General features: G+C 64.2%; 22 protein-coding genes. 1 reads left to right on the plus strand and 21 read right to left on the minus strand.

What is annotated here, in order from left to right; translation table 11 throughout:
- Positions 1 to 7: 7 nt before the first annotated feature.
- From AC1DK4_RS12245 to rfbB, 18 genes are all read right to left on the minus strand, one after another.
- Entirely contained in the window at positions 8 to 1,243 is a 1,236-nt protein-coding gene (locus tag AC1DK4_RS12245; RefSeq protein WP_441613272.1) for a glycosyltransferase family 4 protein, read from the minus strand.
- A complete protein-coding gene (locus AC1DK4_RS12250) occupies positions 1,240 to 2,469 on the minus strand; it encodes a hypothetical protein (RefSeq protein ID WP_441613273.1) in 1,230 nt (409 codons plus the stop codon). The genes AC1DK4_RS12245 and AC1DK4_RS12250 overlap by 4 nt, the downstream gene beginning before the upstream one ends.
- A gap of 142 nt (positions 2,470 to 2,611) precedes the next feature.
- A complete protein-coding gene (locus AC1DK4_RS12255; protein ID WP_441649656.1) occupies positions 2,612 to 3,787 on the minus strand; it encodes a lipopolysaccharide biosynthesis protein in 1,176 nt (391 codons plus the stop codon).
- A 324-nt stretch (positions 3,788 to 4,111) separates the two neighbouring features.
- The gene (locus AC1DK4_RS12260; RefSeq protein WP_441613275.1) at positions 4,112 to 5,671 is read right to left on the minus strand and encodes a hypothetical protein; all 1,560 of its coding nucleotides are present in this window, start codon (positions 5,669 to 5,671) and stop codon (positions 4,112 to 4,114) included.
- Between the two features lie 58 nt (positions 5,672 to 5,729).
- The gene (pseI, locus tag AC1DK4_RS12265; RefSeq protein WP_441613276.1) at positions 5,730 to 6,779 is read right to left on the minus strand and encodes a pseudaminic acid synthase; all 1,050 of its coding nucleotides are present in this window, start codon (positions 6,777 to 6,779) and stop codon (positions 5,730 to 5,732) included.
- Positions 6,776 to 7,342 carry a UDP-4-amino-4,6-dideoxy-N-acetyl-beta-L-altrosamine N-acetyltransferase gene (gene pseH, locus AC1DK4_RS12270; protein WP_477131553.1) on the minus strand — a complete coding sequence of 189 codons (567 nt, stop codon included), beginning with the start codon at positions 7,340 to 7,342 and terminating at the stop codon, positions 6,776 to 6,778. Before pseH ends, pseI begins: the two co-directional genes overlap by 4 nt.
- Positions 7,335 to 8,423 (minus strand): UDP-2,4-diacetamido-2,4,6-trideoxy-beta-L-altropyranose hydrolase, encoded by a 1,089-nt coding sequence (pseG, locus tag AC1DK4_RS12275; RefSeq protein ID WP_441613278.1) that lies wholly within the window; start codon positions 8,421 to 8,423, stop codon positions 7,335 to 7,337. The genes pseH and pseG overlap by 8 nt, the downstream gene beginning before the upstream one ends.
- Before the next feature lie 5 nt (positions 8,424 to 8,428).
- Positions 8,429 to 9,718, minus strand: coding sequence for an aminotransferase class III-fold pyridoxal phosphate-dependent enzyme (locus tag AC1DK4_RS12280; protein ID WP_441613279.1), 1,290 nt, complete (start codon positions 9,716 to 9,718; stop codon positions 8,429 to 8,431).
- 5 nt (positions 9,719 to 9,723) lie between these two features.
- Complete coding sequence (locus AC1DK4_RS12285) at positions 9,724 to 10,494, minus strand: cytidylyltransferase domain-containing protein (RefSeq protein WP_441613280.1); 771 nt, start codon at positions 10,492 to 10,494, stop codon at positions 9,724 to 9,726.
- Entirely contained in the window at positions 10,491 to 11,387 is an 897-nt protein-coding gene (locus AC1DK4_RS12290) for an aldo/keto reductase (protein ID WP_441613281.1), read from the minus strand. Before AC1DK4_RS12290 ends, AC1DK4_RS12285 begins: the two co-directional genes overlap by 4 nt.
- Complete coding sequence (gene pseC, locus AC1DK4_RS12295) at positions 11,384 to 12,532, minus strand: UDP-4-amino-4,6-dideoxy-N-acetyl-beta-L-altrosamine transaminase (protein WP_441613282.1); 1,149 nt, start codon at positions 12,530 to 12,532, stop codon at positions 11,384 to 11,386. Before pseC ends, AC1DK4_RS12290 begins: the two co-directional genes overlap by 4 nt.
- Positions 12,529 to 13,530, minus strand: a complete 1,002-nt coding sequence (gene pseB / locus AC1DK4_RS12300; RefSeq protein ID WP_441613284.1) for a UDP-N-acetylglucosamine 4,6-dehydratase (inverting) — start codon at positions 13,528 to 13,530, stop codon at positions 12,529 to 12,531. The genes pseC and pseB overlap by 4 nt, the downstream gene beginning before the upstream one ends.
- 32 nt (positions 13,531 to 13,562) lie before the next feature.
- Positions 13,563 to 14,513 (minus strand): UDP-glucuronic acid decarboxylase family protein, encoded by a 951-nt coding sequence (locus AC1DK4_RS12305; protein ID WP_441613285.1) that lies wholly within the window; start codon positions 14,511 to 14,513, stop codon positions 13,563 to 13,565.
- Between the two features lie 15 nt (positions 14,514 to 14,528).
- Entirely contained in the window at positions 14,529 to 15,890 is a 1,362-nt protein-coding gene (locus tag AC1DK4_RS12310; RefSeq protein WP_441613286.1) for a UDP-glucose dehydrogenase family protein, read from the minus strand.
- 443 nt (positions 15,891 to 16,333) lie between these two features.
- Positions 16,334 to 18,253: a polysaccharide biosynthesis protein gene (locus AC1DK4_RS12315; protein ID WP_477131554.1), complete on the minus strand. Its 1,920-nt coding sequence runs from the start codon at positions 18,251 to 18,253 to the stop codon at positions 16,334 to 16,336.
- Positions 18,254 to 18,321: 68 nt separating this feature from the next.
- Positions 18,322 to 18,873 (minus strand): dTDP-4-dehydrorhamnose 3,5-epimerase, encoded by a 552-nt coding sequence (gene rfbC / locus AC1DK4_RS12320; protein ID WP_441613288.1) that lies wholly within the window; start codon positions 18,871 to 18,873, stop codon positions 18,322 to 18,324.
- Entirely contained in the window at positions 18,870 to 19,811 is a 942-nt protein-coding gene (gene rfbD / locus AC1DK4_RS12325; RefSeq protein ID WP_441613289.1) for a dTDP-4-dehydrorhamnose reductase, read from the minus strand. The genes rfbC and rfbD overlap by 4 nt, the downstream gene beginning before the upstream one ends.
- Entirely contained in the window at positions 19,808 to 20,857 is a 1,050-nt protein-coding gene (gene rfbB / locus AC1DK4_RS12330; protein WP_441613290.1) for a dTDP-glucose 4,6-dehydratase, read from the minus strand. Before rfbB ends, rfbD begins: the two co-directional genes overlap by 4 nt.
- A 211-nt stretch (positions 20,858 to 21,068) precedes the next feature.
- Between rfbB and AC1DK4_RS12335 the strand changes: the two genes are divergently transcribed.
- Positions 21,069 to 21,923, plus strand: coding sequence for a symmetrical bis(5'-nucleosyl)-tetraphosphatase (locus tag AC1DK4_RS12335; protein ID WP_477131555.1), 855 nt, complete (start codon positions 21,069 to 21,071; stop codon positions 21,921 to 21,923).
- Positions 21,924 to 21,945: 22 nt separating this feature from the next.
- Here AC1DK4_RS12335 and AC1DK4_RS12340 read toward each other — a convergent pair whose 3' ends face one another.
- From AC1DK4_RS12340 to AC1DK4_RS12350, 3 genes are all read right to left on the minus strand, one after another.
- On the minus strand, positions 21,946 to 22,812 hold the full coding sequence (locus tag AC1DK4_RS12340) for a lysophospholipid acyltransferase family protein (protein WP_441613292.1): 867 nt from the start codon (positions 22,810 to 22,812) through the stop codon (positions 21,946 to 21,948).
- A gap of 21 nt (positions 22,813 to 22,833) precedes the next feature.
- Complete coding sequence (locus tag AC1DK4_RS12345; protein ID WP_441613293.1) at positions 22,834 to 24,108, minus strand: dihydroorotase; 1,275 nt, start codon at positions 24,106 to 24,108, stop codon at positions 22,834 to 22,836.
- Positions 24,109 to 24,172: 64 nt separating this feature from the next.
- Positions 24,173 to 25,144, minus strand: a complete 972-nt coding sequence (locus AC1DK4_RS12350) for an aspartate carbamoyltransferase catalytic subunit (protein WP_441613294.1) — start codon at positions 25,142 to 25,144, stop codon at positions 24,173 to 24,175.
- Positions 25,145 to 25,246 lie beyond the last annotated feature (102 nt).

The following is a 25,246-nucleotide window of genomic DNA, read 5'->3' on the forward strand; positions in this document are numbered from 1 at the left end:
CGTTTCCTCAACGCAGCGTTTCGGTAAAGCGCACGAACGCGTCGTGCTGCACATACTGGTCGAAGCGCGGAGCCAGCGCGGCGGAGTTGGCCTTGCAGGCGTCGAGCAGCTTGCGGTCCGCCACCAGGGCCTCGATGGCCGCGGCCAGCGAGTCGGCATCGCCGGGCGTGTACTGCCGCCCGAGTTGCTGGCCGGCGATCAGGCGCTGGATCTCGCGCTCGAGCGAATTCACGGTGGCCACCCCGGCCGCCAGGTAATCGTAGAACTTGATCGGCATCGACACAGTCGAATGCGCCAGGTACGTGCTCAGCCCGATATCGCAATACTTGTACATCAGGTTGAGGTCGTTCGGGTCGAGCCGGCCCAGGTAGACCACGTTGCCACCGGGCTCGGCGCAGGCGGATTCGAGCAAGCCGCGCTGCGGGCCGTCACCGGCAAACAGGAACTTGACCGGCTTGCCGCGCAACCGCTCAGAGCGGGCCGCCTTCAGGATCGACTCCATGTCATAGCCCGCGCCGAGCGTGCCGGCGTAGATCACCCAGACTTCGTCCGGCTTCTTCTGCTCGAGACCGAGCTTGCGCAGGACACCGCCGTTCTCCTCGGCCATGGCGTTGCGCATCTGCGCGACGTCCACGCCCCAGTATGAGACATCGGACGGCACCGACGGCGCCGAGCGCACGCCCACGTCGCGGTAGTCCTCGGACACGCCGACGATGCCGTCGCACGCGCGCAGGATCGCCGCCCGCCGCATGTAGAGTGGCGCCAGCAGCAGACGCTCGAACGGCCGCAGCGGCTTGGGCAGGATCATGGCGAACACTTCCGGCCAGATGTCGATGATGTCCGCCACCAGCCTGGCACCGATGCTGCGCGCCATGTCGACCACGTACTTGCCGTAGAAGATCGAAGGTTCCGCCAGGACGATCAGGTCGGCCTTGTCCTGGGGATTGGCCTTCACCCGCTGCGCAACGTTCCTGGCGAAGTTGCGCTCGCTGCGGATGCGCGCCATCGAGACGTGGCTGCTGTACGGGGTGGTCGGCACGATACGGACGTTGACGCCGGTCTCCAGCCGCTGCTCGCTGTAGCCCTCGCTGCGGAATTTCTTGGAGCGGTGCTCGAAGTTCGAGAGCCACCAGGTCACCTCGTGCCCGGCACGCGCGTAGGCTTCCGCCAGCATGGAACTGCGGTATTCGCGCCAGGCTTCGCCAGGCAAGCTTCCGTAGGGATTGACAATCCAGACTTTCATTTGATGAATTTTGCAATCAAGTAAATAAGGCCGAACTGGAACATGACGAAGGGAAACATCATCACGTCTGCCACAAAGAGAATCGGGCTGGCCAGCAGCACGCACATCAACGCGGTCAGGCACCCGAGAGACAGTATCGACGGCACGCTGCGATACCAGCTCTGGCACAAAGCGGCGAGCATGCCGAGCGCCGCGCCCGTCAGAATCAGCATAACCCATCCGCCCTGCAGGTACAGTGCGCCAGGCAACGAGGGAAATGCGCCTGCGAGGAACCAATCGGTATCCGGAGCCTGGATGATATGCAGCTTTGCAGCCAGACCCAGGGCCGTGATAAAGACTACCGTCGCAAAATTGTTCTCATGCCCATAGTCGGCAATCGCGACTGTAGTTGCGAAACTATGCGAAAAGTAGGAAACCGACATCACCAACAGGTTAAGCAGGCTGGTGATGGGATTCCGCGGATCCAGATCTTCCAGCCAGGCGTTGGGAAGCAAGCCCAGGTCCTGGATAACCCCGCTGGAATAGTCCGTTATCGATATTCCAGCTGCATCCGCACGCTGGAGGAAAATGAACACGAAATACAAACCGCTGACGAATATGAGCACCAGCATCAAACTCAGCGATCTCCGGCTGATCGTGCGACCGGCGGGCATGCCCTTGCCGGCCAGGATCCGCGCGGCAATATAAAACAGCAGCGTCAGGATCAGCGTGGATCGCCCCCCAGTCAGCATGGTGTTCGCAAAGGCAAGAAGGCCCGCGAATGCTCCGTAGGCGAACATTCTCCTGCCAAGGTCGGCCCGCGGGAACATGACGATCGCTACGATGTAGCACGAACTCAGGAGATACCCGAGCGCGCTCGCCGGCGATGAGATCGCCCCCTCGCGCTCCGCTCCGAGTTCCCGCCATTGCTCCCGCGCCACGGCCAGGCCGGCCGAGTAATCGATACCCTGAACCACAATCTTGTCGTAGGCAAGCGCCGCGGTGCCCAAGGCCGAAAGGGCCAGGGCGAACAGAACCAGCCGGCTGTCGACACCCCACTCCCGGGCAGCAGCCGGGCCGACCGGCCAGCGTTCCACCATCAGATAGCTGAAGACCACCGTCAGCACGAAGGACATCTGGATCATCAATCCCACGAGCACGGACTCCCCCATTGGCCGCACAGGCAGGATCACCTGCAGCAGCCAATAGAAGATCCAGGCAACAAGGAAGCTCTTCAGGATTTTCACAACAAACTCACCGACAAGACATTACTTGTAAGAAATGGGGCGTAGCACGTGCACGGGCGACATTCCCTCATCGAAGGCAGTGGCTGCGCGCCGATGACCGCGACAGAAGAAGCACATGCGACTAAAGCCGGCACGCCCGAAATCACTTGGCACCTCCGATCCTCAATGCAGCGAAACCAAAGACGAACGACAGGCACGAGAGCATGAACGTCAGCAATGACAGTTTGAACAGCATCGAAAGTGAAGCAGTATAGCGGGTCGCAATAAACCAGAGAAAAATCGCACCAAACAGGACCGCACCCTGACTTATGAATAACAGGCGTGTTTTTCTCGAAATGATCAGATAATTCGACCAAAAATCGGAAGCACGGAGCGCCGCCGCAGCAAGGAACAGCGGTATATAACTTATCACCTCGATGTACTGCGGGTAATATGCCTCGATACCCCACTTAATGATATAAAAGCCGGGCACGGCGCACGCCGCCAAGATCCCGAACATGCCAAGCGACACCCTGCGAGTCTGCGCAAGCACCGCCCCGGGCCCATCATGGTAGATGCGCGCCGCGAGTCCGGGAAACAGGTTTGCATTGATGGTCGCCTGAAAAGTGGATGCCATCGAAAGCAACGTCCAGCCGAATGCAAACTGCGCAAAAACCCGCTTGTCCAATGCGTCGACTGCCAACCAGCGATCAATATTCTGAATCAGAAAGGCGAGAATCACACTGACAAGCAATCCACTCGCCACCCGCCATTCCGAGCGGCGCAGATGGCGAACGGCCAGCATTGGCAACAGACGGAACTTCTGCCGGAACCTCGCCGCGGCCTGCACCGAAGCAATTGCCACTACAACGGCAGTGAGCCCCAGTTCCGCCGCCAGGACCGCCTCTGCGCTATCCCACATCAACGCGGCGCAGAAACCCGCTATCGAGACGAGGCAGCTGCGGCCGAACAATGTGACGGCAAACTCGACTTGCCGCAAACGGCTCTTGCTTTCCGTAGAGATCACGCCAAACAGCTGATTACTCAAACCATGGAGCGTCGCAAGGGCCAACAACATCCCGGCGCCTCCCGCGAGAGAGACGCCCGTCCAACTCAGAGCAATGAGCGGGATGGCCGAAGCGATGGTAACGAGCGAGACTTTCCCCATCAGCACCATGCCGCGGGTGACACGACCAGCGGCGAACAATCGCGGCATGTCCCTTTGCATCAGCAAATAGAGGCCGAACGCATTGACCATGCCGAGCGAAGCGGAAATCAGCAAACCGATGCTGAGAACGCCAAACTGCTCCACATCGAGCACTTTGGCGTACGCGAACATGCGACACATCATCAATACGGCCGCAAATCCGTTCAGGCACGTGGTTCCGAGATTTCGCTTATGGCTCATGAGATGTCACGATATTGACTCCCTCGCAGGCAACCAGGGCCATACTTAGATCGGGCAGGTAATGCTCCCCAAGACGACTCAGCCGTACTGGGGCACTCCGAAACAGTCCCAGGGAAATTCGCCGGGTTCGCCGTGAATTACTCTTCGCTGCTGCCACACTTCCATTTATCCCTCCGCCGGTAACCCGGCCAAGGAGCATATGAAAATGCGAAACCAACGCATCTCGCATACTTTCCGCGGTAGCTCCGGCCGGGCTTATCTATCGCCGATCGGCATGCGCTCGCGGATCGCGTCCAGGTAGCGGAACACGCCGCGGCGATGCACCGCACGGTAGTTCTGCGGAATCGGCTTCTGCGCTTCGCGCAATTCCTCCCAGCGCCGCTCGTGCAGCAGTTTGAGAACACGGTCCTCGCCGATGGTATCCGATGCGACTTGCGCATCGTCCGCCTCGATGCGGCGGGTGCGCAGCAGGCGCTCGAGCCGCGTGGCGTCCGGTTCCGGATTGTACGCATACTGCGTGGTCGTCCTGGCGCGGATGTCGTCCACGTACTGGTTGAAGCGGAAATTGAACGTGTAGGCAAAGCGCAGAACCTGCCGCGCGATCTCGTCCGGCGTCTGCTGCCCGACCATGGCCAGATTGGGCGCATCTTCAGGACCATAGAGCTGGATCTGGAAGCCGGCGGTCTGGTAGATCGAAGTGCCGAGCGCGATGACCTGCTTGCCCAGCGCGCCGGCCTCGAAGGCGGCGCTGCCGCCGTTGACCACCACGGCATCGGCCTGGGCGATCAGGCCGAGGGTGTTCGCCCGCTCCTTGCTGCCGATGATATGCACGCCGCGCCGCTGCGCCCACTCGGTGTACATGCGCTCGGCAAGGCCGCCGTCCCGCAGGCCGATCTTCTCGCCCCAGTTCGGGTGGCAGCGCAAGATGCAGCTGGCCGGATCCACTTCGAGATGGTCGAACAGGAAATCCAGCGCGGCGATCTGGTTGGGCCATTTGGTGCGCCAGTCGGGATGCCCGTCGAACTCGTTCAGGCTGCTGGGTGTGATCAGCAGCTTCAGGCCCTTGCGTTGCGCCGGCCATGCGAGGTCTTCGGCATTCCGGTTGTAGGCGCGCCACTCCAGCGTATTGGTGCGCAGGAAGCGGGCCGCGAGCAGCGAAGCCACGACGCGCGCCTGCGGCTCGGTGAGCGGCTTGTCCTTGTACGCGGCAACCACGCGGCCCACTTCGTCGAGCGCCAGGCAATTCTGGTCAGGGATCAGCAGGAGCCCGTCGCCGAACCAGGTGCGTTCCACCGAGATGAACGGAATGCCCTTGGCCTTGGCGGCTTCCAGCAACGCGCGCGGCCCTTCCATGCGGCCGTTGAAGCAGATGATCCCGTCGAGCTTGCGCTCCTCGATCCAGCGGCAGGCCGCGGCGAAGGCTTCGGCCGAGCCGGTGGCGAGCCGCTGGTGCAGCGCGTGGAATTCCCCGGTCTGCTTGTCGGACTGGCTTTCGGTACGCAAGATGGTGCAAGCACCCGAAAAACCCCACTGCTGGGCGGGCGCCGCGGCTGCCGCGGCACCCGCGGGATCACGATAACGGCGCATCGAATCGACCCCGGGTGCAAACGAGCGAATCCCGCCCATCGTGCATTTCAGGCATTCCTTGGCCGCGCTGGAATCGTCGCGCAGCTCGCGCGTGTAGCACTCCGACAGCGCGCTGTCGCAACTGAGGTAGAACACCTCGTGCCCGCGCGCCTGCATCATCGACGAGAGAAAGTAGACGTGCTCGACGTGCGGGCGATAAGCGTAAATTGTGGCGAAACCGAGACGCATATAGTAATAGTTATGGGGCCAAACGAGACAGGCTCGGCAAGACAGGGAAGGACCGGGCTCAGGCGAGCAGGTCCCATGCAAGCGGCGTCCCGCGGCTGATGTCCCGCTTCACGGCACGGCCGAGCACCTGGTCGAGGTGCCGCGGCGCGAGGCCGAAGCCCGGGCGGATGGCACGCACGCTGGACACATCGAGTACGTCGCCGGCCTTGAGATCGCGCGTGATGTAGAGCGAGCGGCGGAACACCAGCGATTTCTGCTCCGCTTCGGTGGGGCCGTAGCTGACGCCGCCAAGGGCTTGCCACGCACGGCGCGTTTCCACCACCAGCGACTTGAATTCGGCAGGCTCGAGCGAGAACGTCGAATCCACGCCGCCGTCGGCGCGATCCAGCGTGAAGTGCTTCTCGATCACGGCTGCGCCCATGGCGATGCTCGCCACCGACACGCCCACGCCCATGGTGTGGTCCGACAGTCCCACCTCGCAGCCGAACAGCTCCCGCATATGGGGAATCGTGCGGATATTCGTATTCTCCGGCGAGGCCGGATAGGTGCTGGTGCACTTCAGCAGGATCAGTTCCTTGCAGCCCGCCTCGCGCGCCGCGCGCACGCTCAGGTCGAGCTCGGCGATGCTGGCCATGCCGATGGAGATGATCATCGGCTTGCCGGTCCGCGCCACCTTGCGGATCAGCGGAATGTCGGTGTTCTCGAACGATGCGATCTTGTAGACGGCGGCATCGAGCCCTTCGAGGAAATCGACCGCGCTGTCGTCGAACGGCGTGCTGAACGGAATCATGCCGTGCCCGCGCGCGCGCTCGAAGATGGCCTTGTGCCATTCCCACGGCGTATGCGCCTCGTGGTACAGCTCATAGAGGGACTTGCCCTTCCACAGGCTCTTGGGATCCGAGATGAAGAACTCGCGCTCCCGGATATCCAGCGTCATGGTGTCGGCCGTGTAGGTCTGGATCTTCAGCGCATGCGCGCCGGACGCAGCCGCGGCATCGACGATTTCCAGTGCGCGGTCGAGCGACTGGTTATGGTTGCCGGACATTTCCGCGATCAGGAATGGCTCGTGCTCGCGGCCGATGAGGCGTCCGCCGATATTGATCGTCATTTCGATGCTCCTTCGGGCGAGAAACACAGCGCGCGCAGCGTCTGCCGGTCACTCTCCCATTGATTGCTGAATTTGGCGAAGCAGAGGATGTCCTCGCGCCGGCCTTGTTTCACGTAGTGCTCGACGAGGTGGCCMTCTTCCCGGAAGCCGAGCTTGCGATGCAGGCCCACCGAACCCTGGTTGAAGGCGAACGCCTCCGAGGCCAGCTTGTACATGCCCAGCGTGTCGAACGCATGGGCCAGCGACAGATAGCCGAGCGCCGAGCCGGTGCCTTTCGGCAGGTTCTGCTCGCCCAGGTAGAAGCCCCAGGTGCAGCGCTGGTGTTCGCGGCTGATGCCGGTAAACGAGCTGAACCCGACCGGCACGCCTTGCAGCGCGAACACCATGAACGATGCGCTCGGATGCTGCAGCGCCGAGGCGAACCAGCGCTCATGCTCCTCGGGCCTGATCAGGTGGTCCGTGTACATATTGCTGCGCACCGGCTCGCTGTTGCGCCAGGCCAGCAAGATATCCTTGTCGCCCGGACGGATCGGGCGCAGCTCGCAGTCCTCGAATCTATGCATGGGGCATGCCTTCGCAGATCAGGTCGGCCGCGGTCTTGGGATGGCGCCCGGCCAGTTCGCGGCTGCGGCGGGACAAGCCCATGCGGGCGGCCGCATCCGCGCTCAGTGCCGCCACCGCCTGGCCGACGGCTTCCGGCGTGACTGACGCGACGTCGCCCAGGCTGACGATGTAGCCTGCCGCCGCCAGGTCGCCGGCCGATTTGCGCTGGTTGTCGGCCAGCACGATGGCGATCGTCGGCAGGCCGAGCAAACAGCGCTCCCAGGTGGCGGAGCCGCAGGCGCCGATAGCCAAGTCTGCCCGTGCCATCAGCTCGGCCATATTGTCCACCTGCACATGCAAGTGCGTGTTCGGCATGCTGCCACACAGGGCCCGAACCTGTTCGCGGTGCGGAGCGGCCGCGCCCAGCACCACATCGATGGCGACACCATCGCGCGCGGCGTCTTGCAGGCCGAGCAGCGCGGTGCCGGTGGCGTTGTCCTGGTCCATCCCGCCCATGAAGAGCAGGATGCGCCTGACGGGGCCTTCCTCGCGGTGCAGCGCGCTGGCCGCGGCGGTGAATTCCGGCCGCAGCAGGGCGTAGCCGGGGCCCAGCAGGCAGGTGCAGTGCGGCGGCACCAGCGCGGCGTAGCGCTGGTCCATGTCGCTGTAGTAATTCTGGTCGAGCAGGAGGTCGCAATCGTGGCGCCGGTCGGCGACGTCATCGATGGCCATGATGCGCGGCGCATGGCTGCGCATCGCCTGCTCCCAGCGCCAGTCGATGCCATAGTGGTCAACCACCAGCCAGTCGGGCGACCAGCCCGCCAGGGCCGCGGCGCTTTGCTCGAGATCCGTTTCCCAGGCGACGCCCAGCCACGCGCTGTGGGCCAGGTCGCCGGCCGGCGCCGCCAGCGTTGCCGGAGGCAGCACATGGCATGCGTAGCCGCGCTGTTCGAGCAGTGCTTGCGCGCCGCCCTGGTGCGCACGGCTGACGAAACGCACTTCGGCCCCGCGCGCGCGCAGGACATCGGCAAGCGTCAGGCAACGCATGGCGTGGCCCGACCCGATCTGCACGGAAGCGTCGGCGCGAATCGCAACCTTCATGGCAATCAGCGCACCTTGAACAGCGGCTCGAGCGGAGCGCACTTCAGCATCTGCTCGATGCCGCCATCGCGCACTGCCTGGACCAGCATCGGCAGGGTATGGTCGTAGGCGGAGAACAGCTTGGCGATGTCCGCGTCGGTATGCTTGTAGCCAATGTTGTGCGTGCCGAAGGTGAGGACGCCCTGGGCCAGCATCTCCTGCATGAACAGGGTCTTGAGGTGCCACATCGGGTAGCGCGCAGTGTCCTTGATCAGCAGGAAGCTCCAGCTCGGATGCCCGGAAACCGAGAGGAAATCGTCGGCGCCCAGCGCGGCGATGCGCTGGCGCAGGCCGTCGATCACGACCTGTCCCTGGCGGGCCAGGGTGGCGGTGACCGGCTCGCGCTCGAGCTTCTTCATGGTGGCAAGTGCTGCCGCCAGCGACAGCGTTTCGCCGCCGAACGTGAACGAGAAGAAGATCTCCTCCATCAACTGCATGACATCGGCGCGGCCCGCGACGGCGGAAACCGGGTAGCCATTGGCCAGGCCCTTGCCGAAGGTGGCCAGGTCGGGGGTCACGCCGAACAGCTGCTGGGCACCGCCGTTGGCATAGCGGAAACCCGTGATGGTTTCGTCGAACACCAGCAACGCGCCGTGCTTGTGCGCCAGTTCCTTGACTGCCTGCAGGAAACCCGGGGCCGGCTCGACCACGTTCATCGGCTCGAGGATGACGGCGGCAACCTGGTCCGGATGCGCCTTGAAGATGGCGTCGAGGCTGGCGATGTCGTTGTATGCCCAGGAATGCGACAGGTCGCGCGTGGCCTGCGGCACGCCGCGGTTGCGCGCGGTGGTGCCGATATACCAGTCCTGCCAGCCGTGATAGCCGCACACCGCCACGTGATCGCGGCCGGTGAAAGCGCGCGCCACGCGCACGGCGCCGGCGGTGGCGTCGGAACCGTTCTTGCCGAAGCGGACCTTCTCCGCGCAGGGGACCATCGACACCAGTTGCTCGGCGACTTCCATCTCGAGGCGGTGCGGCAGCGAGAAGATGATGCCGTCCTCCAGCTGGGCCTTGACCGCGGCGTCGACGTCAGGGTCGCTGTAGCCCAGCGTCAACGCGCACAGGCCACTGATCATGTCGACGTACTCGTTGCCGTCGACGTCCCACACGTGGCTGCCGCGGCCGCGTTCGATGAAATACGGCGAAACGCCGAACGGGTATTGCGTGCGGCTCTTGCTGAACGTCTGCGAGCCGAGCGGAATGGTGCGCAAGGCGCGCTCGAGCAAGGCTTCGGACTGTTGGTAGCGTTGCGACATGATGTTCAGACCCTTCGAGGTTGTTGGTCGTCTTGCACAAGAGATTTCAGGTAGCCCGCGTTGCGGACCTGGCCGGAGTTGATCTCCAGCAGCTCGGGCCGCCGCGCCATCAGTTGCAGCACGTCGGCCATCAGGAAGCCGGGGGTGTCACGGTACAGCGCCTCGTAGACCGCCTCGACGAATACCAGGTCGGCGGGCTCGTCCACGGTCCAGCGCAGCGACGACAGATCCTTTTCGCGCGTGAGGCCGCCCAGCCGGAAGCGCTCCGGATGCTGGTAGATGAAGGAGGTCACATGCTCGCGCTGCGAAGGCAGGCTGGCTTCGCGCCAGATCGTCTCGAGCACGCTGAAGCGGAACACCTCCACATCCAGCCCGTCGGGATAGGTGGGGGGCAAAACGTTGCTGGCGTAGTCGTAGCCGCCGTCGCGATAGAAATCGACAACCGCGTCGATCACTTCATGGTCGGTCAGCGGGCAGTCGGCGGTCAGCCGCACCACGTGCTCGGGCCGGATGTTCTTCACCGCCGAGTAGAAGCGGTCCAGCACATCGTCGAGGCTGCCGCGGAACACATCCACGCCGGCCTCGGCGCAGCAAGCAGCGAGCGCGTCGTCGGAGGGGCTGTCGCTGGTGACTACCATCAGCCGGTCGATGGTGCGGGCGCGCCGCAGGCGTTCGATCTGGCGCAGGATCATCGGCTCGCCGAGCAACGGCTTCAGGACCTTGCCCGGCAGGCGCGTCGAGCTCGTGCGCGCTTGCAGCAGTGCCATCACGGTCATTGGTGCTCCTTCTTCAGCGCGGGCCAGTTCGACGGCGTGACAGCCGCCGACGGCGCCATATTGCATTCTGCGAAATCAAGGGAGAGACAGGCCGCGCTACGCTCCCATGCCGCGGCGATCTGTTCGAGCTGACCCTGGTCGAGCACGCCGACCACGACGTGGTCGATCGCGCCTTGCTGGCGCAGGAACGCGAGGCTGCCTTCGAGCTGGCTCGCGCCAGCCTCCCTGCATATTGCCCGGAAGCGGTCAAAGCCAGGCGCCAGCGCTTGCAGGAATGCCGGCAGCTGCTCGGACAACAGGACTCCCTGGAGGAACGCCGAGCGCGTGTGGATCTCCACGCCGGCTGCCTTGAGGCGCGTCAGTTCGCCGGAGGCGGTGAAAGACTGGTCAAGGACATTGAGCGGCAACTGCATGGCGTCGATGCCGAAACGCTGCGTCGCGGCGCGCGCTTCTTCGACGCTGTAGACCGATACGCCAAGACGCTCGACCAGCCCTTGCGCCTTGAGCGCCTGCAGCGCGGTGTACAGGTCCTGCCCGCCCTCGCCCAGCAGGTCGCCGGCGTGATGCACCAGCAGGCCGTCCAGGCGACCGACGCCGAGATTGCGCAGGGAATCGTGCACGCCCTGCACCACGCGCCGGACCGCGGCAGCATCCGCCGCCGCCCCGCCGAGCGGCAGCGTCTTGGTATAGAGCCGGAAGGCGTGCGCCTCGCCGCCGCGGCGGCCCAGCACGCTTTCGCTCTGGCCGTATGCCGCTGCCGTATCCAGCACCGCCAGCCCAAGCTCGCGGGCGCGGCGCAGGATGCGTACCACCTCGTCTTCGGAGACCTGCCCCGCGGTATTCGTGATGCCGTAGGGCAACCCGAACTGCACGGTTCCCAGTGCCAGCTTCATGCAAGGATCCCGCGCAGGGTGGAGGTGACGTACTCTTGTTGCTGGTCGCTCAGCCCCGGGAACATCGGCAGGCTGATCGCGCCGGCGTAGTACGCCTCGGCCTTGGGAAAATCGCCCGGCTTGAAACCAAGCTCGCGGTAGTACGGCTGCGTATGGACCGGGATGTAGTGCACGTTGACGTGGATGCCGGCGGCCCGCAGCGCGTCGAACACGGCCTTGCGGCGCGTGGCGTCGTGCAGCACCACGGGGTACAGGTGCAGGCCGGACAGGCCGTCGGGATGCTGGAAGGGCACGGTCAGCGCCGCCCCGGCCAGCAGCTCGCCGTAGCGGTGCGCGATCTGGTGGCGCCGCGCCACGAAGGCGTCCAGGCGATGCATCTGGCTGACACCGAGCGCCGCCTGCATGTCGGTCATGCGGTAGTTGTAGCCCAGCGCGATCTGCTGGTAGTACCACGCGCCGTCGGCAGGCCCCGTCATCTCGGCCGGATCGCGCGTGATGCCGTGCGAACGCGCCTTGCGCATCGCCTCGGCCAGGTCGGCCCGGCGGGTCATGCACAGGCCGCCTTCGGCGGTCGTGATGACCTTGACCGGATGGAAGCTGAAGACGGTGATGTCGGCGTAGTCGCCACATCCGATCGGCTTGTCCAGGTAGCGCCCGCCGATGGCGTGGGAAGCATCCTCGATGATGGCGAAGCCATACTCGTCGCCCAGCGCGCGGATAGCCTTCATGTCGCAGGACTGGCCGGCGAAGGCGACAGGGATCACCACCTTGGGCAGGGCGTCGCGCGCCGCGGCCTCCTTGAGCTTGGCCGCGAGCGCATCGGCGCACATGTTATAGGTGCGCGCATCGATGTCGACGAAGTCGACACAGGCACCGCAGTAGCGCGCGCAGTTGGCCGACGCGACAAAGGTATTCGGCGTAGTCCAGACCGTGTCGCCGGGTCCCACGCCAAGCGCCATGCAGGCGATGTGCAAGGCGGAAGTCGCGCTGTTGACGGCGACCGCGTGCCCGCCGCCGACATAGGCCGCGACAGCAGCCTCGAAAGCCGGCACCGCCGGGCCCTGCGTCAGGAAATCGGACTTCAGGACGGCAACCACCGCCTCGATGTCGTCTGCCGAGATGTCTTGCCGGCCGTAGGGAATCATGCCATCGCCTTGGCGTTGAAGTCGCGGATTTCCTCCGGGGTGAGGAAATGCGGGTTGTTGCCGGAGTTGTACTCGAAGCCCTGGCTGACGCGCGTGCCCGTCTCGCCCAGCGCATTGACGGTGTAGTCGATGTCCGAGTGATGGAACTTGATGGTCGGGCGCAGGACATAGTGGTCCTTGAACTCGAGCGTCAGGTGGGAGTCGTCGGCCGGGCACATGATCTCGTGCAGCTTCTCGCCGGGGCGGATGCCGATCACGCGGGTGGCCACGCCAGGCGCAACCGCTTCGGCCAGGTCGGTAATGCGGATCGAAGGGATCTTCGGCACGAAGATCTCGCCGCCATGCATGCGCTCGAAATTCTTCAGCACGAAATCGACGCCGTCCTGCAGGCTGATCCAGAAGCGGGTCATGTCCGCGTGCGTGATCGGCAATTCCTTCTCGCCCTTGGCCAGCAGTTGCTCGAAGAACGGAACCACCGAGCCGCGCGAGCCAACCACGTTGCCGTAGCGCACCACCGCGAACGAGGTCTGGTTGGCACCGACCATATTGTTGGCCGCGACGAACAGCTTGTCCGACGCCAGCTTGGTCGCGCCGTAGAGGTTGATCGGGTTGGCGGCCTTGTCGGTCGACAGCGCGATCACCTTGTGGACGTTATTGGCGATCGCCGCGTTGATGACGTTCTCGGCGCCGTGGATATTGGTCTTGATGCACTCGAGCGGGTTGTATTCCGCGGCCGGCACCTGCTTGAGCGCGGCGGCGTGAATGACGTAGTCGATCCCGCGCATGGCCTGCGAGAGGCGCTCGCCATCGCGAACGTCACCGATGAAGTAGCGCATCGGCGGCGCGTCGATCTCCTGCTGCATCTCGAACTGCTTGAGTTCGTCGCGCGAATAAATCACCAGGCGCTTGGGCTTGTAGCGACCGAGAATGGTGCGCGCGTACTTCTTGCCAAACGAGCCCGTACCGCCCGTGATCAAAATAGACTTGTTATCAAACATTGCGTATCTCTTCCGAATATGATCTGGGGCGCTTAAACAAAGCGCTTGAAGTAATCGACCGTCTTGGCAAGTCCGTCGCGGAAATGCACCGAAGGATTCCAGCCGATCACTTCCTCGGCAAGGCGGGTGTCGGGGCGGCGTTGCGTGGGATCGTCGGCCGGCAGCGGCTTGAACTCGATGGTCGAGCGAGAGCCGGTCAGCTCGATTACGTGGGTCGCCAGCTCGAGCATCGTCATCTCGTGCGGGTTGCCCAGGTTCATCGGGCCAGTGAATTCCTTCGGCGTGTCCATCATGGCGACGAAGCCGTCGATCAGGTCATCGACGAAACAGAACGAACGCGTTTGCTTGCCTTCGCCGAACACGGTGATCGGCTCGCCACGCAAGGCCTGCATGATGAAGTTCGACACCACGCGGCCATCGTTCTGGTGCATGCGCGGGCCGTAGGTATTGAAGATCCGCGCGACCTTGATCTCCAGGCCGTGCTGGCGGTAGTAGTCGAAGAACAGGGTTTCGGCGCAGCGCTTGCCTTCGTCGTAGCAGGAGCGGATGCCGATGGGGTTCACATTGCCCCAGTATGCCTCGGGTTGCGGATGCACGACCGGGTCGCCGTAGACCTCGCTGGTGGAGGCCTGGAAGATCTTGGCACCGAGCCGCTTGGCCAGGCCCAGCATGTTGATGGCGCCGTGGACCGAGGTCTTGGTGGTCTGCACCGGATCGTGCTGGTAATGCACGGGCGAGGCCGGGCAAGCCAGGTTGTAGATCTGGTCCACTTCCACGAACAGCGGGAAGGTCACGTCGTGGCGCATGAACTCGAAGCGCGGATTGCCGAGCAGGTGTTCGATGTTCTGCTTGGCGCCCGTGAACAGGTTGTCGACGCACAGCACTTCGTTGCCCTGCTCGATCAGCCGATCGCAAAGATGCGAGCCGAGGAAGCCGGCGCCACCGGTCACCAGGATACGCTGGCGGGAATTGTAATTTCGCATGTTCAAGACTTTGTTCTAGGAGCGGCCGATACCGAAATATTCGAAGCCCTGTTTCTTCATCGAAGTCGGGTCGAACAGATTGCGGCCATCGAAAATCAGGGGGGTCTTCATTTCGCTGCGCATGGCCTCGAAGTCGGGGCTGCGGAACGCCTTCCACTCGGTGACGATCACCAGCGCATCGACGCCGTCCAGGGCGGCCTCGGGCTGGTCGGCGAAATGCAGGTGCGGCAAGGCCTCCGGCATATCGGCCAGGTCCTGGGCCAGCACGCGGCGCGCCTCCTCGGTGGCCACCGGGTCGTGCGCGTGCACCACGGCGCCGCGCTCGAGCAGTTCCCGGATGATGATGCGGCTCGGCGCCTCGCGCATGTCGTCGGTTTCCGGCTTGAACGCCAGGCCCCAGATGGCAAAGCGCTTGCCCGCGAGATCGTTGCCGAAACGCGCCAGGATCTTGTCGATCAGCACGCGCTTCTGCGCCTCGTTGACCTGCTCGACGGCGTCCAGCACATGCATCGACTGGCCGAACTGCGCCGCCGTCCTCGCCAGCGCCTGCACGTCCTTCGGGAAACACGAGCCGCCGTAGCCGATGCCGGCGTACAGGAAGCTATAGCCGATGCGGGGGTCGGAGCCGATGCCCTGGCGCACCAGTTCGATGTCCGCGCCGACGCGGTCGGCGAGATTCGCCAGCTCGTTCATGAAGCTGATGCGGGTGGCCAGCATGGCGTTGGCCGCATACTTGGTGAACTCCGCCGAACGCACGTCCATGAAATACATGCGTTCATGGTTCCGGTTGAACGGGGCATACAGCGTACGCATCATCGCCTTTGCCTTGTCGCCGGCCTCGTCGGCCGACACGCCAACCACGATACGGTCRGGACGCATGAAGTCCTCGACGGCCGCGCCTTCCTTCAGGAACTCCGGATTGGAGACGACCGCGCAGCCGAGATGGGACGCTTCGCGCTTCGCCAGCTCTTCCGCGATCGCGGCCTTGACCTTGTCGGCGGTACCGACCGGCACCGTCGACTTGTCGACGATCACCTTGAACGCGTCCATGTGGCGGCCGATATTGCGGGCGGCCTCGATGACGTATTTCAGGTCGGCCGAGCCGTCTTCGTCCGGCGGCGTGCCGACGGCGATGAACTGGATTTCGCCATGGGCCACGCTGGCGGCCACGTCCGTCGAGAATTTGAGTCGGCCTGCCGCGCGGTTCCGGTCGATCAGGGCCTTGAGACCCGGTTCGTAGATGGGCACCCCGCCACCGTTCAGCAAATCGATTTTCTTGGCGTCTACGTCAAGGCAGAAAACATTGTTTCCCAATTCGGCCAGGCAGGTACCTGTCACAAGCCCCACATAGCCGGTTCCGATAATAGTAATTCTCATTTCTCAAGCCAATATTTGCTTACACAAAGCGGCGGCCGGAAAAAACTCTGCTCCGTCGCCATGACTCCGCATTCCCGAAAATAATCCGCCGTCGCCTTACATATCTTCACATTTCTAAATACAGGCATCTTCCGATGCGCAATCGGGCATTGACGGCTCATGACACGATTGGGGCGTTGCAGCCTGGCATGCAGGAATCTGCGGGCCAGGTGAGGAAGACGAGGGGGAAGGCGGCGCGAGCGATTGCGACGGGACGCAAGACTGCGTCCTGCCTCCGTCTCTTGCCCACTTGCCCAATGGCTGGCACAGGACAAAAACTCCCGGCATTTTGCCATAGTTTCAGTGCTCCGAAACGAAATGGCGCCGTGGCGCGGCGTTGCCGGCACACGGGGTGCGCCCGCCCGCGCATGCCTGCGCCTTGCGGCCGGATCAACGTTCCGGCCTTAGCGCAGCAGGCGGATACGGGGTGCCGGCTCTTCATGCAGGTGGTCCTTGATGTCGCGGTCGGGACGGAAACCCGATACGCATTCGAGGAGAATGGTGCGGATCGCCTCGCAGTCGTTGCAATCGCAGGCCGCGATAAGGCTGCGCATTTCTTCGTCGAGTTTCTCGCGGCTCAGGCAGGACTCGTCCGCTTTCATGATGCGCGGATGGCCCGTGCCGCTGACGGCGTCGCCGATCAGCAGTTCCTCGTAAAGCTTCTCGCCCGGGCGCAGGCCGGTAAATTCAATCTCGATATCCCCATCCGGATTGTTTTCGTCGCGCACCTGGAATCCGCTCAGGTGAATCATGCGACGGGCCAGGTCGACGATTTTCACCGGCTGGCCCATATCGAGCACGAATACCTCGCCGTCGCCCCCCATCGCRCCGGCCTGGATAACAAGCTGGGCCGCCTCCGGGATCGTCATGAAATAACGGATGATGTCCGGGTGGGTGACGGTCACCGGACCGCCGCTCGCGATCTGCGTCCGGAACAGCGGCACCACCGACCCGCTCGACCCGAGCACGTTGCCGAAGCGGRCGATGCTGAAGCGGGTGCGCACGTGCGGCTCCTGCGCAAAGGCCTGCAGGCAGAGCTCGGCCATGCGCTTGCTTGCCCCCATGACATTGGTCGGGCGCACCGCCTTGTCGGTCGAGATCAGCACGAACGCTTCGACGTTGGCACGGATCGCCGCCTCCGCCGTGACCCGCGTGCCAACGGTGTTGTTCAGGATGCCCTCGGTCATGTTGAACTCGACGATCGGCACGTGCTTGTAGGCCGCCGCATGGTAGATCGTCTGCACGCCGTAGCGGGACATGATCCCGTACACCCGCTCGCCGTTCTGCACCGAGCCGAGCACCGGCACCAGTTCGATCGACAGCCCCTTCGCCAGGATGGTCTGCTGCAACTCGTATTCGAGCGCGTACAAGGCAAACTCGGACTGCTCATACAGGACCAGCCGCAACGGATTGTTCTTGATGATCTGCCGGCAGAGCTCGGAACCGATGGAGCCGCCCGCGCCGGTCACCATGACGCTCTTGCCGTCGATATTGCCCATCAACAGCTTCTTGTTGGGCGCCACCACGTCGCGCCCCAGCAATTCGTCGATCTCGACCTCGCGCACGTCGTCCAGGCGCACCTCGCCGGAAACCATCTCGGCCATGCCGGGCACGGCGCGCACCTCGACAGCCAGCGGCTCGAGCGCGTTGACGATCTCGATACGCCTGCTGCGCGATGCCGACGGGATGGCGATCAGCACCTGCTGGACCGCGAGCCGCCTGACCAGCGCCGGCAGTTCGTCCGCGCCGTGGACCTTGATCCCGGCGATGCTCAGCCCGCGCTTGGCCACGTCGTCGTCAACGAACGCCACGGGCTCGTACTCCGTGCCGACGCCCAGCGCGACGGCAAGCTGCCGGCCGGCGTCGCCGGCGCCATAGATCACGACCTTCTGCCCCTGGTGCCCGAACGATGGCAGCATCCTGAACGCCGCCCGCACGAAGAACCGACTGCAGACGATATAGACGATGGCAAGCAGCCAGTAGATCAGCAATGCCCCGCGCGGCACGTTGGACAGGCCCAGGAAGAAAATCAGCGACCCGAATATACCGATCGAAATGGTGACTGCGGCCACGATGGTCAGAATGGCCCGGTCCTCCATATACCGCACCACCGACCGGTACAAGCCCAGCTTGATAAAGACCGGAATCGCAACGAGGGAGGTGACGAAGTACAGGCCGATGGGGTATTGCGAGCTGACCTGCCAATGATCCGTGCGCAATCCGACCGCCGACCAGAGCGACAGCGGCAGTAAAAAGAAATCGAGCACCAGCATCAGCAGAATCTTCTTCTGACGCGACATCTCCGAGATTTTCTTGAGCAGCATGATTGTTCTTGAATTAGTCGTCACAACGGACTGCCGGCACACGCGCCGGCACTGTGGCCGCGCTGGCTTCAGGCAAAGACATCCGCCTCGGCAAGGAGAGCGCCGTGGCGATCCTTCTCCGACAGAATCGGCCGCCCCTCGAGAGGCCAGGAAATGCCCAACTGCGGTTCRTCCCACGCGATGGTCCGTTCATGGCTCTGGCTCCAGTATTCTGTTGTCTTATAAATCACTTCCGCCGTGTCCGATAAAACCAGGAAGCCGTGCGCAAAACCCGGTGGGACCCACAATTGCTGGCCGCTCCTTCGTGACAGCGTCATTCCTACCCATTGCCCGAAGCGCGGCGACTGACGCCGCAGATCCACCGCCACGTCGAAAATTTCCCCCGCCACAACCCGGACCAGTTTTCCTTGCGGGCGCCCGATCTGGTAATGCAGGCCACGAATCACATTTCTTGCCGACAGGCTGTGATTATCCTGCACAAAAACACCGCTAAAACCCGTTGCATTTTCGAACTCGCGCGCATTGAAGCTTTCGAAAAAATGCCCGCGATCGTCGGCAAACACCCTCGGTTCAAGTATCAGCACTTCCGGCAGGGCCGTAGGCGTCGCTTTCAGGTTCATGGCTGGCCCACCTCCGGCAGGATCTGATCGAGCAGGTGATGCACGCCTTCGCGCCAGTCCGGCAAATGAATGCCGAAGGTAGCGCGCAGCTTGCCGGTATCGAGCCGGGCGCTGGCCAGCCGGGCCGCCGGCAACGGGTATTCGCTTGCTGGAATCGCCTGCAGCTGCGCGGGGCCGGTCTTCAGCGCCAGACCTTTGTCCGCCGCATACTGCAGCACTTCGCTGGCATAGCCATAAGGACTGGTTTCACCCGCCGCGGCAAGATGGTAGATACCGTGCGGGAACGCCTGCCGGTCGCCGAACAGCCATTGCCGCGCCACGATCTGCGCCGTCACGTCGGCAATCAGGGCGGCGCCCGTGGGTGCGCCGAAACGGTCCCGGATCACTCGGATCGAGGCCTGTTCGCGGCCGAAGCGCAGCATGGTCTTGGCAAAATTGCGGCCGTGCGCGCCAGCCACCCAGCTTGTTCGCAAAACAAGTGCGGCTGGCTCCACGTCTGCGATGGCCTGCTCCCCTGCCAGCTTACTCCGCCCATAGACGGAAATGGGATTCACCGCATCCGTTTCCGTATAAGGAACGTCTTGCCGCCCATCGAAAACACAATCCGTTGAATAGTGCACGAAGAGGCTGCCGAGCCGCTTCGCTTCCTCGGCAAGAATACCGACGGCGGTGGCATTCACGGCAAATGCGCCCTCCGCGTCGACTTCGGCCTTATCCATGCTAGTGCAGGCCGCGGCATTGACGATGACGTCGGGGCGATATTCCTGCACGGCATGGCGGATACTGTCGGCACGCGCCAGGTCGCAGGCAGCGCGGTCGAGCGCGATCACGCGCCCGAGTGGCATCAGGGCACGCCGCAATTCGAACCCCACCTGGCCGTTGCTTCCTGTTACAAGAAGCGTCGGCACGTGAGATGGATTATTGCGCACATCGGTCATTCTCGCGCCTTCCGATACTCTCCGGAGGTCATGCGCTCGATCCACTGCGGATTGTCCAGATACCACTGAACCGTCTTGCGCAGTCCCGACTCGAAGGTCTCCTCGCAGATCCAGCCTAGTTCTGTCCGGAGCTTGTGCGAATCGACCGCATAGCGCCGGTCGTGGCCGGGACGGTCGGCAACGAAGGTGATCTGGCTGCGATAGGAACCGCTGGCCTTCGGCCGCAGTTCGTCGAGGAGATCGCACAGGGCCCCGACCACGTCGAGGTTGGCCTTCTCGTTTCCGCTCCCGACGTTGTAGGTCTCCCCAGGCCGCCCATGGGCCAGCACCGCGCGGATAGCAGCGCAATGATCCGCAATGTAGAGCCAGTCCCTTACGTTAAGTCCGTCGCCGTAGACCGGTAACGGCTCGCCAGCCAGGGCCCGGGTAATGACCAGCGGGATCAGCTTCTCGGGAAAGTGATAGGGGCCATAGCTATTTGAACCGTTCGTGGTCAGGACCGGCAAGCCATAGGTATGGTGATAAGCCCGCACCAGGTGGTCAGCACCGGCCTTGGATGCCGAATACGGACTATTCGGAGTGTAGGCCGTGGTCTCCGTGAAGGCAGGATCACTATCTTTCAGGGAACCGAATACCTCGTCCGTGGAGACGTGCAGGAAGCGGAAAGCCTCGCGCTCCGGGACCGGAAGGCTTTGCCAATAGGCGCGCGCGGCCTCCAGCAAGGTGAACGTGCCGACAACATTGGTCTGGATGAATGCGCCCGGTCCTTCGATCGAGCGGTCGACGTGGCTTTCGGCGGCAAAGTGGATCACGGCGCGGGGCCGGTGCCTGTCGAAGAGCCGGTCCAGCGCCGCCCGGTCGCAGACGTCGGTGCGGGAGAAGGTGTGGCGGCTATTGCCCTGCAGCGATGCCAGGGATTCCAGGTTGCCCGCATACGTCAGCTTGTCCACGTTGACAACCGCGTCCGCGCTGTCATCGCGCAGCCAGTCAAGAACGAAATTGGCACCGATGAAACCGGCGCCACCAGTGACAAGTATTTGGGACAAGACCAGGGCTCCCTGCTATCTGATATTCGAGAACACGGCGAATGCCAAGTCTCCGCCGGGCCCGAAACGGGCGGCGTCATGTTAAGTATTTGCAGAAGTGGCGGTATTCTATCCGACAGACCCCCCCTGCTTGAGATGCTCCCCCTTTTTTTTGTAGCGTGTTGTAACGTATCCGTGCCACCAAATGCCAACCGGGTGAAGACCTGGCGCAATGCTTAACCGGCCCCTATTTGTGACCCAAAAACATCATTTCGCCATCGGCGACCTCCAGGGCTGTGCCGGTTCGCTGGACGAACTGGTCGCTCGCCTGCCCCAGGACAGCGCCCTGCGCTTTGTCGGCGACCTCATCAACCGCGGCCCCGCCTCGCTGCGTACCCTGCGCACCGTGCGCGAACTCGGCGCCCGCGCCGAATCCGTCCTCGGCAACCACGACATCCATTTCCTGGCGGTGGCCGCGGGCGTGCRCAAGCGCGGGCGCAGCGATACGCTGGACGATCTTCTTGGCGCGCCGGATTGCGATGAATTAATCACATGGCTGCGCCACCGCCCGATGGCCATCCATGAAAACGGCTTTCTCCTGGTCCACGCCGGCGTGCTACCCCAGTGGAGCGCCGACCAGACCATGGAGCTGGCCCGGGAAGTCGAGCGCGAGCTGCAGGGCCCCGACTGGAAAACCTTCCTGGCCGATGTTTTCGGCAACGCCGCGGACCACTGGGACGACAGCCTGCGCGGCATCGACCGCCACCGGGTCGTTGTCAACGCCCTCACCCGCCTGCGCTTCTGTCGTACGGACGGCGTGATGGACCTCAAGACCAAGGAAGGCCCGGGCGGCTCGCCGGCGGGTTACATGCCCTGGTTCGACATCCCCGGCCGCCGGACGGAGGGCACCACCGTGGTGTGCGGGCACTGGTCGACCCTCGGGCTGGTAATGCGGCCGAACCTGATGGCGCTGGATACGGGCTGCGTCTGGGGCGGCAAGCTGACGGCCGCGCGGCTGGCGGCGGATCCGGCCGAGCGGACCTTGGTGCAGGTCGAGTGCCCGCAGTATTGCGACCCTCTGGCGTAATGCCATCCGGGCGGCTTGCCGCCTACTGCGAGGTGGCTGGCGCGGGCGTGCCTTCGTCCGTGAGTTCGGGAAGGCCGGGAAGGCCGGGAAGGTCGGTGGCAGGCGGAGTCACGCCGCCATTGACCCGCCCCACCACCTCCAGCGCATGGTGCTGCGCCCCCTGGCTCAGATGCCCCACCACCTCCCACGCCGCCTGCGCCAGCTCCCGCCGGCTGGCACTGGCCGCGGCGATGGCCGGAGCAAAGCACAGCCGTGCCGTGATCGGCCTCGCCCGCAGCACCGCATCGAGCGTATCGAGCAAGCTCAGGTCCCCGATATACGCCGGTGCCAGGGTGGGCTGCCCGGTGGCGGTGTCCAGGTAAGCCAGCCCGACCGGTTGCACCGGCAGCCCGCCCGAAATCGGCGCCTGCATCAGGTTGGCGTGGAACGGCAGCACGCTGGTGCCGTCGGTGGTGGTGCCTTCCGGGAACACGCATACCAGGTCGCCCTGCAGCATCACGTCGGTGATGGCGTGCAAAACGCGGTGTGCGTCACGCTTGCGGGCCCGTTCGATGAAGATGGTGCCGGTCTGGGCGCACAGCCAGCCAATCACGGGCCAGTCACGGATCTCTGATTTTGCGACGAAGCGCACCGGCTGCCAGGTGTTGATGACGTAGATGTCGAGCCAGGAAATATGGTTGGACACCACCATGGCGCCGCGCGGCGGCGCTTCTCCCGGCTTGAGCCCTTGCACTTCGACCGTGATCCCGCAGATGCGCAGCAGCCGGCGCGACCAGCGCCGGATATGCCATTGACGCGATTCGGTGCCCAGCCACGGGAACAGCAGCGCGCACGTGAGCAGGCCGCGCAGCAGGTGCAGGATGAGCGCGGTCTTGCGCAGCCAGATCATGCAAGGCTCTCCGGCATGACGTCAGTGCAGTTCGTAGACCACGTGGCCGCTGACCAGCGTGGTGCGTACGCGGCCGCGCATGTCATAGCCGAGCCATGGCGAGTTCTTGCCCTGGCTCTTGAGCGCGCGCCGCTCGACCTTCCATTCCTGTTCGGGATGGAAGATGCAGATATCCGCGGTGCTGCCGCTGGTCAGGGTGCCGGCCGGCAGGCCGAGCACGCGGGCGGGTTCGGCGGTGATGCGGGCGAGCGCCTTGGCCAGGGGGACCTTGTGTTCCGCGGCCCAGCGCAGCGTCAGCGGCAGCAGCAGTTCGAGGCCGGTGGCGCCGGGCGAGGCTTCGGCGAAGGGCAGCAGCTTTTCGTCGTCGTCCACCGGGGTGTGGTCGGAGCACAGGGCATCGATGGTGCCGTCGGCCAGGCCGGCGATGATGGCGTCGCGGTCACGGCCGCTGCGCAGCGGCGGCGAGAAGCGCATCTGCGAGTTGAAGTAGCCGATGTCCATGTCGGTCAGCGAGACGTGATGGATATTGACGTCGCAGGTGACGGCGAGGCCTTCGCGCTTGGCCTGGCGCACCAGTTCGATACCGGCGGCGGACGACAGGCGGCACAGGTGCACGCGCACGCCGGTGCTGCGCATCAGTTCGAAGATGGTGTGCAGGCGCACGGTTTCGGCGATCACCGAGACGCCGGACAGCCCCAGGCGCGACGCCACCGCGCCGCTGGCGGCCACGCCGCCGCCAAGGTAGGGGTCCTCGGGGCGCAGCCACACCGTGAAGCCGAAGGTCTGCGCGTATTGCAGCGCGCGCAGCAGCACCTGGGTGTTGTGGATCGGGGCCTCGGCCTGCGAGAAGCCGATGCAGCCAGCTTCGGTGAGCTGCGACATCTCGGTCAGGGTCGTGCCCTTGAGGCCGAGCGTGAGCGCGCCGAGCGGATAGACGTGGGTCTGGTTGAGCGTGCGCGCGCGGAACTTGAGCATTTCCACCAGGCCGGGCTCGTCGAGCACCGGGTCGGTGTCGGGCGGGCAGACCAGGCTGGTCACGCCGCCGGCGGTGGCGGCGGCCACTTCGGACTCCAGCGTGGCCTTGTATTCGTAGCCGGGCTCGCGCAGGCGCGCGGACAGGTCGACCAGGCCCGGGCAGACGACCAGCCCGCTGGCGTCGATGGTCTTGTTGGCATGGAAGTCCGCCGGCGCGCTGCCGACGCCGACGACCTTGCCGGCGGCGATGTAAAGGTCTTGCTGCGCATCGATGTTCGCGGCCGGGTCGATCAGGCGGCCGCCCTTGATGTGGATCTTCATATCGTGTCGCTTGGCTTGTTTCGGTTGTTCTGGCTGGGACGCAATGGTGCGGCTACGGCGCGATTCAGTCGTGGTTTCCGGCCACGATCCCCATCACCGCCATGCGCACGGCGATGCCGAAGGTCACCTGGTTGAGGATCACGGATTGCGGGCCGTCGGCCACGGCGGAGTCGATCTCCACGCCGCGGTTCATCGGACCCGGGTGCATCACGATGGCGTCGGGCCTGGCCAGCGCCAGCCGCTCGGGCGTCAGGCCATAGGCCTTGAAGTATTCCTGCGCCGACGGCAGCAGCGCGCCGCTCATGCGCTCGTTCTGCAGGCGCAGCATGATCACCACGTCGACGCCCTTCATCCCTTCTTCCATGTTATGGAAGACGCGCACGCCCATCTGTTCCAGTCCGGACGGCAGCAGCGTGCGCGGGCCGATGGCGCGCACTTCGGGCACGCCCAGCGTGGTCAGCGCGTGGATGTCGGAGCGCGCCACGCGCGAGTGCAGGATGTCGCCCACGATGGCCACCGTGAGCTTGGTGAAGTCCTGCTTGTAATGGCGGATCGTGTACATGTCGAGCAGCCCCTGCGTGGGGTGCGCGTGGCGGCCGTCGCCGGCGTTGATCACGTGGACATGCGGCGCGACATGCTCGGCGATCAGGTAGGGCGCGCCGGAGCTGGCATGGCGCACCACGAACATGTCGGCCGACATCGCCGACAGGTTGTTGATGGTGTCGAGCAGCGACTCGCCCTTGCTGGTGGACGAGGCGTTGATGTTCAGGTTGAGCACGTCCGCCGAGAGCCGCTTGGCGGCGATCTCGAAGGTGGTGCGGGTGCGCGTGGAGTTCTCGAAGAACAGGTTGAACACGCTTTTGCCGCGTAGCAACGGCACCTTCTTCACGTCGCGGTCGGAGTCGGACAGCGAGACGAACTGGCTGGCGGTGTCGAGGATGTGCGCGATCATCTCGCGCGACAGGCCTTCGATCGACAGCAGGTGCTTGAGCTCGCCGTTCTTGGTCAGTTGCGGGTTGCGGAACGTCTTGATCATGGCAGTTGGAGAGGGCCGGGCGGCGGCGATTGGCTGGTCTGGAGCGGACTTGTGTTGCTGAGCTTGCAAGCCAGGCTGGCGTGCCGGGGTGGATCCCCGCGC

It is taken from the genome of Cupriavidus sp. 05N38 (assembly GCF_056397345.1).

Excerpts from the sequence above, each read along its gene's own strand:
- AC1DK4_RS12255 (WP_441649656.1), bottom strand. The coding sequence starts at position 3,787 with ATGTTCGCGTACGCCAAAGTGCTCGATGTGGAGCAGTTTGGCGTTCTC.
- AC1DK4_RS12345 (WP_441613293.1), bottom strand. The coding sequence starts at position 24,108 with ATGAAGATCCACATCAAGGGCGGCCGCCTGATCGACCCGGCCGCGAAC.
- AC1DK4_RS12340 (WP_441613292.1), bottom strand. The coding sequence starts at position 22,812 with ATGATCTGGCTGCGCAAGACCGCGCTCATCCTGCACCTGCTGCGCGGC.
- AC1DK4_RS12305 (WP_441613285.1), bottom strand. The coding sequence starts at position 14,513 with ATGCGAAATTACAATTCCCGCCAGCGTATCCTGGTGACCGGTGGCGCC.
- AC1DK4_RS12245 (WP_441613272.1), bottom strand. The coding sequence starts at position 1,243 with ATGAAAGTCTGGATTGTCAATCCCTACGGAAGCTTGCCTGGCGAAGCC.
- pseC (WP_441613282.1), bottom strand. The coding sequence starts at position 12,532 with ATGATTCCCTACGGCCGGCAAGACATCTCGGCAGACGACATCGAGGCG.
- pseI (WP_441613276.1), bottom strand. The coding sequence starts at position 6,779 with ATGACGATCAATATCGGCGGACGCCTCATCGGCCGCGAGCACGAGCCA.
- AC1DK4_RS12260 (WP_441613275.1), bottom strand. The coding sequence starts at position 5,671 with ATGCGTCTCGGTTTCGCCACAATTTACGCTTATCGCCCGCACGTCGAG.
- AC1DK4_RS12290 (WP_441613281.1), bottom strand. The coding sequence starts at position 11,387 with ATGAAGCTGGCACTGGGAACCGTGCAGTTCGGGTTGCCCTACGGCATC.
- pseG (WP_441613278.1), bottom strand. The coding sequence starts at position 8,423 with ATGAAGGTTGCGATTCGCGCCGACGCTTCCGTGCAGATCGGGTCGGGC.
- AC1DK4_RS12285 (WP_441613280.1), bottom strand. The coding sequence starts at position 10,494 with ATGACCGTGATGGCACTGCTGCAAGCGCGCACGAGCTCGACGCGCCTG.
- AC1DK4_RS12350 (WP_441613294.1), bottom strand. The coding sequence starts at position 25,144 with ATGATCAAGACGTTCCGCAACCCGCAACTGACCAAGAACGGCGAGCTC.
- rfbD (WP_441613289.1), bottom strand. The coding sequence starts at position 19,811 with ATGACCGATGTGCGCAATAATCCATCTCACGTGCCGACGCTTCTTGTA.
- AC1DK4_RS12280 (WP_441613279.1), bottom strand. The coding sequence starts at position 9,718 with ATGTCGCAACGCTACCAACAGTCCGAAGCCTTGCTCGAGCGCGCCTTG.
- pseB (WP_441613284.1), bottom strand. The coding sequence starts at position 13,530 with ATGTTTGATAACAAGTCTATTTTGATCACGGGCGGTACGGGCTCGTTT.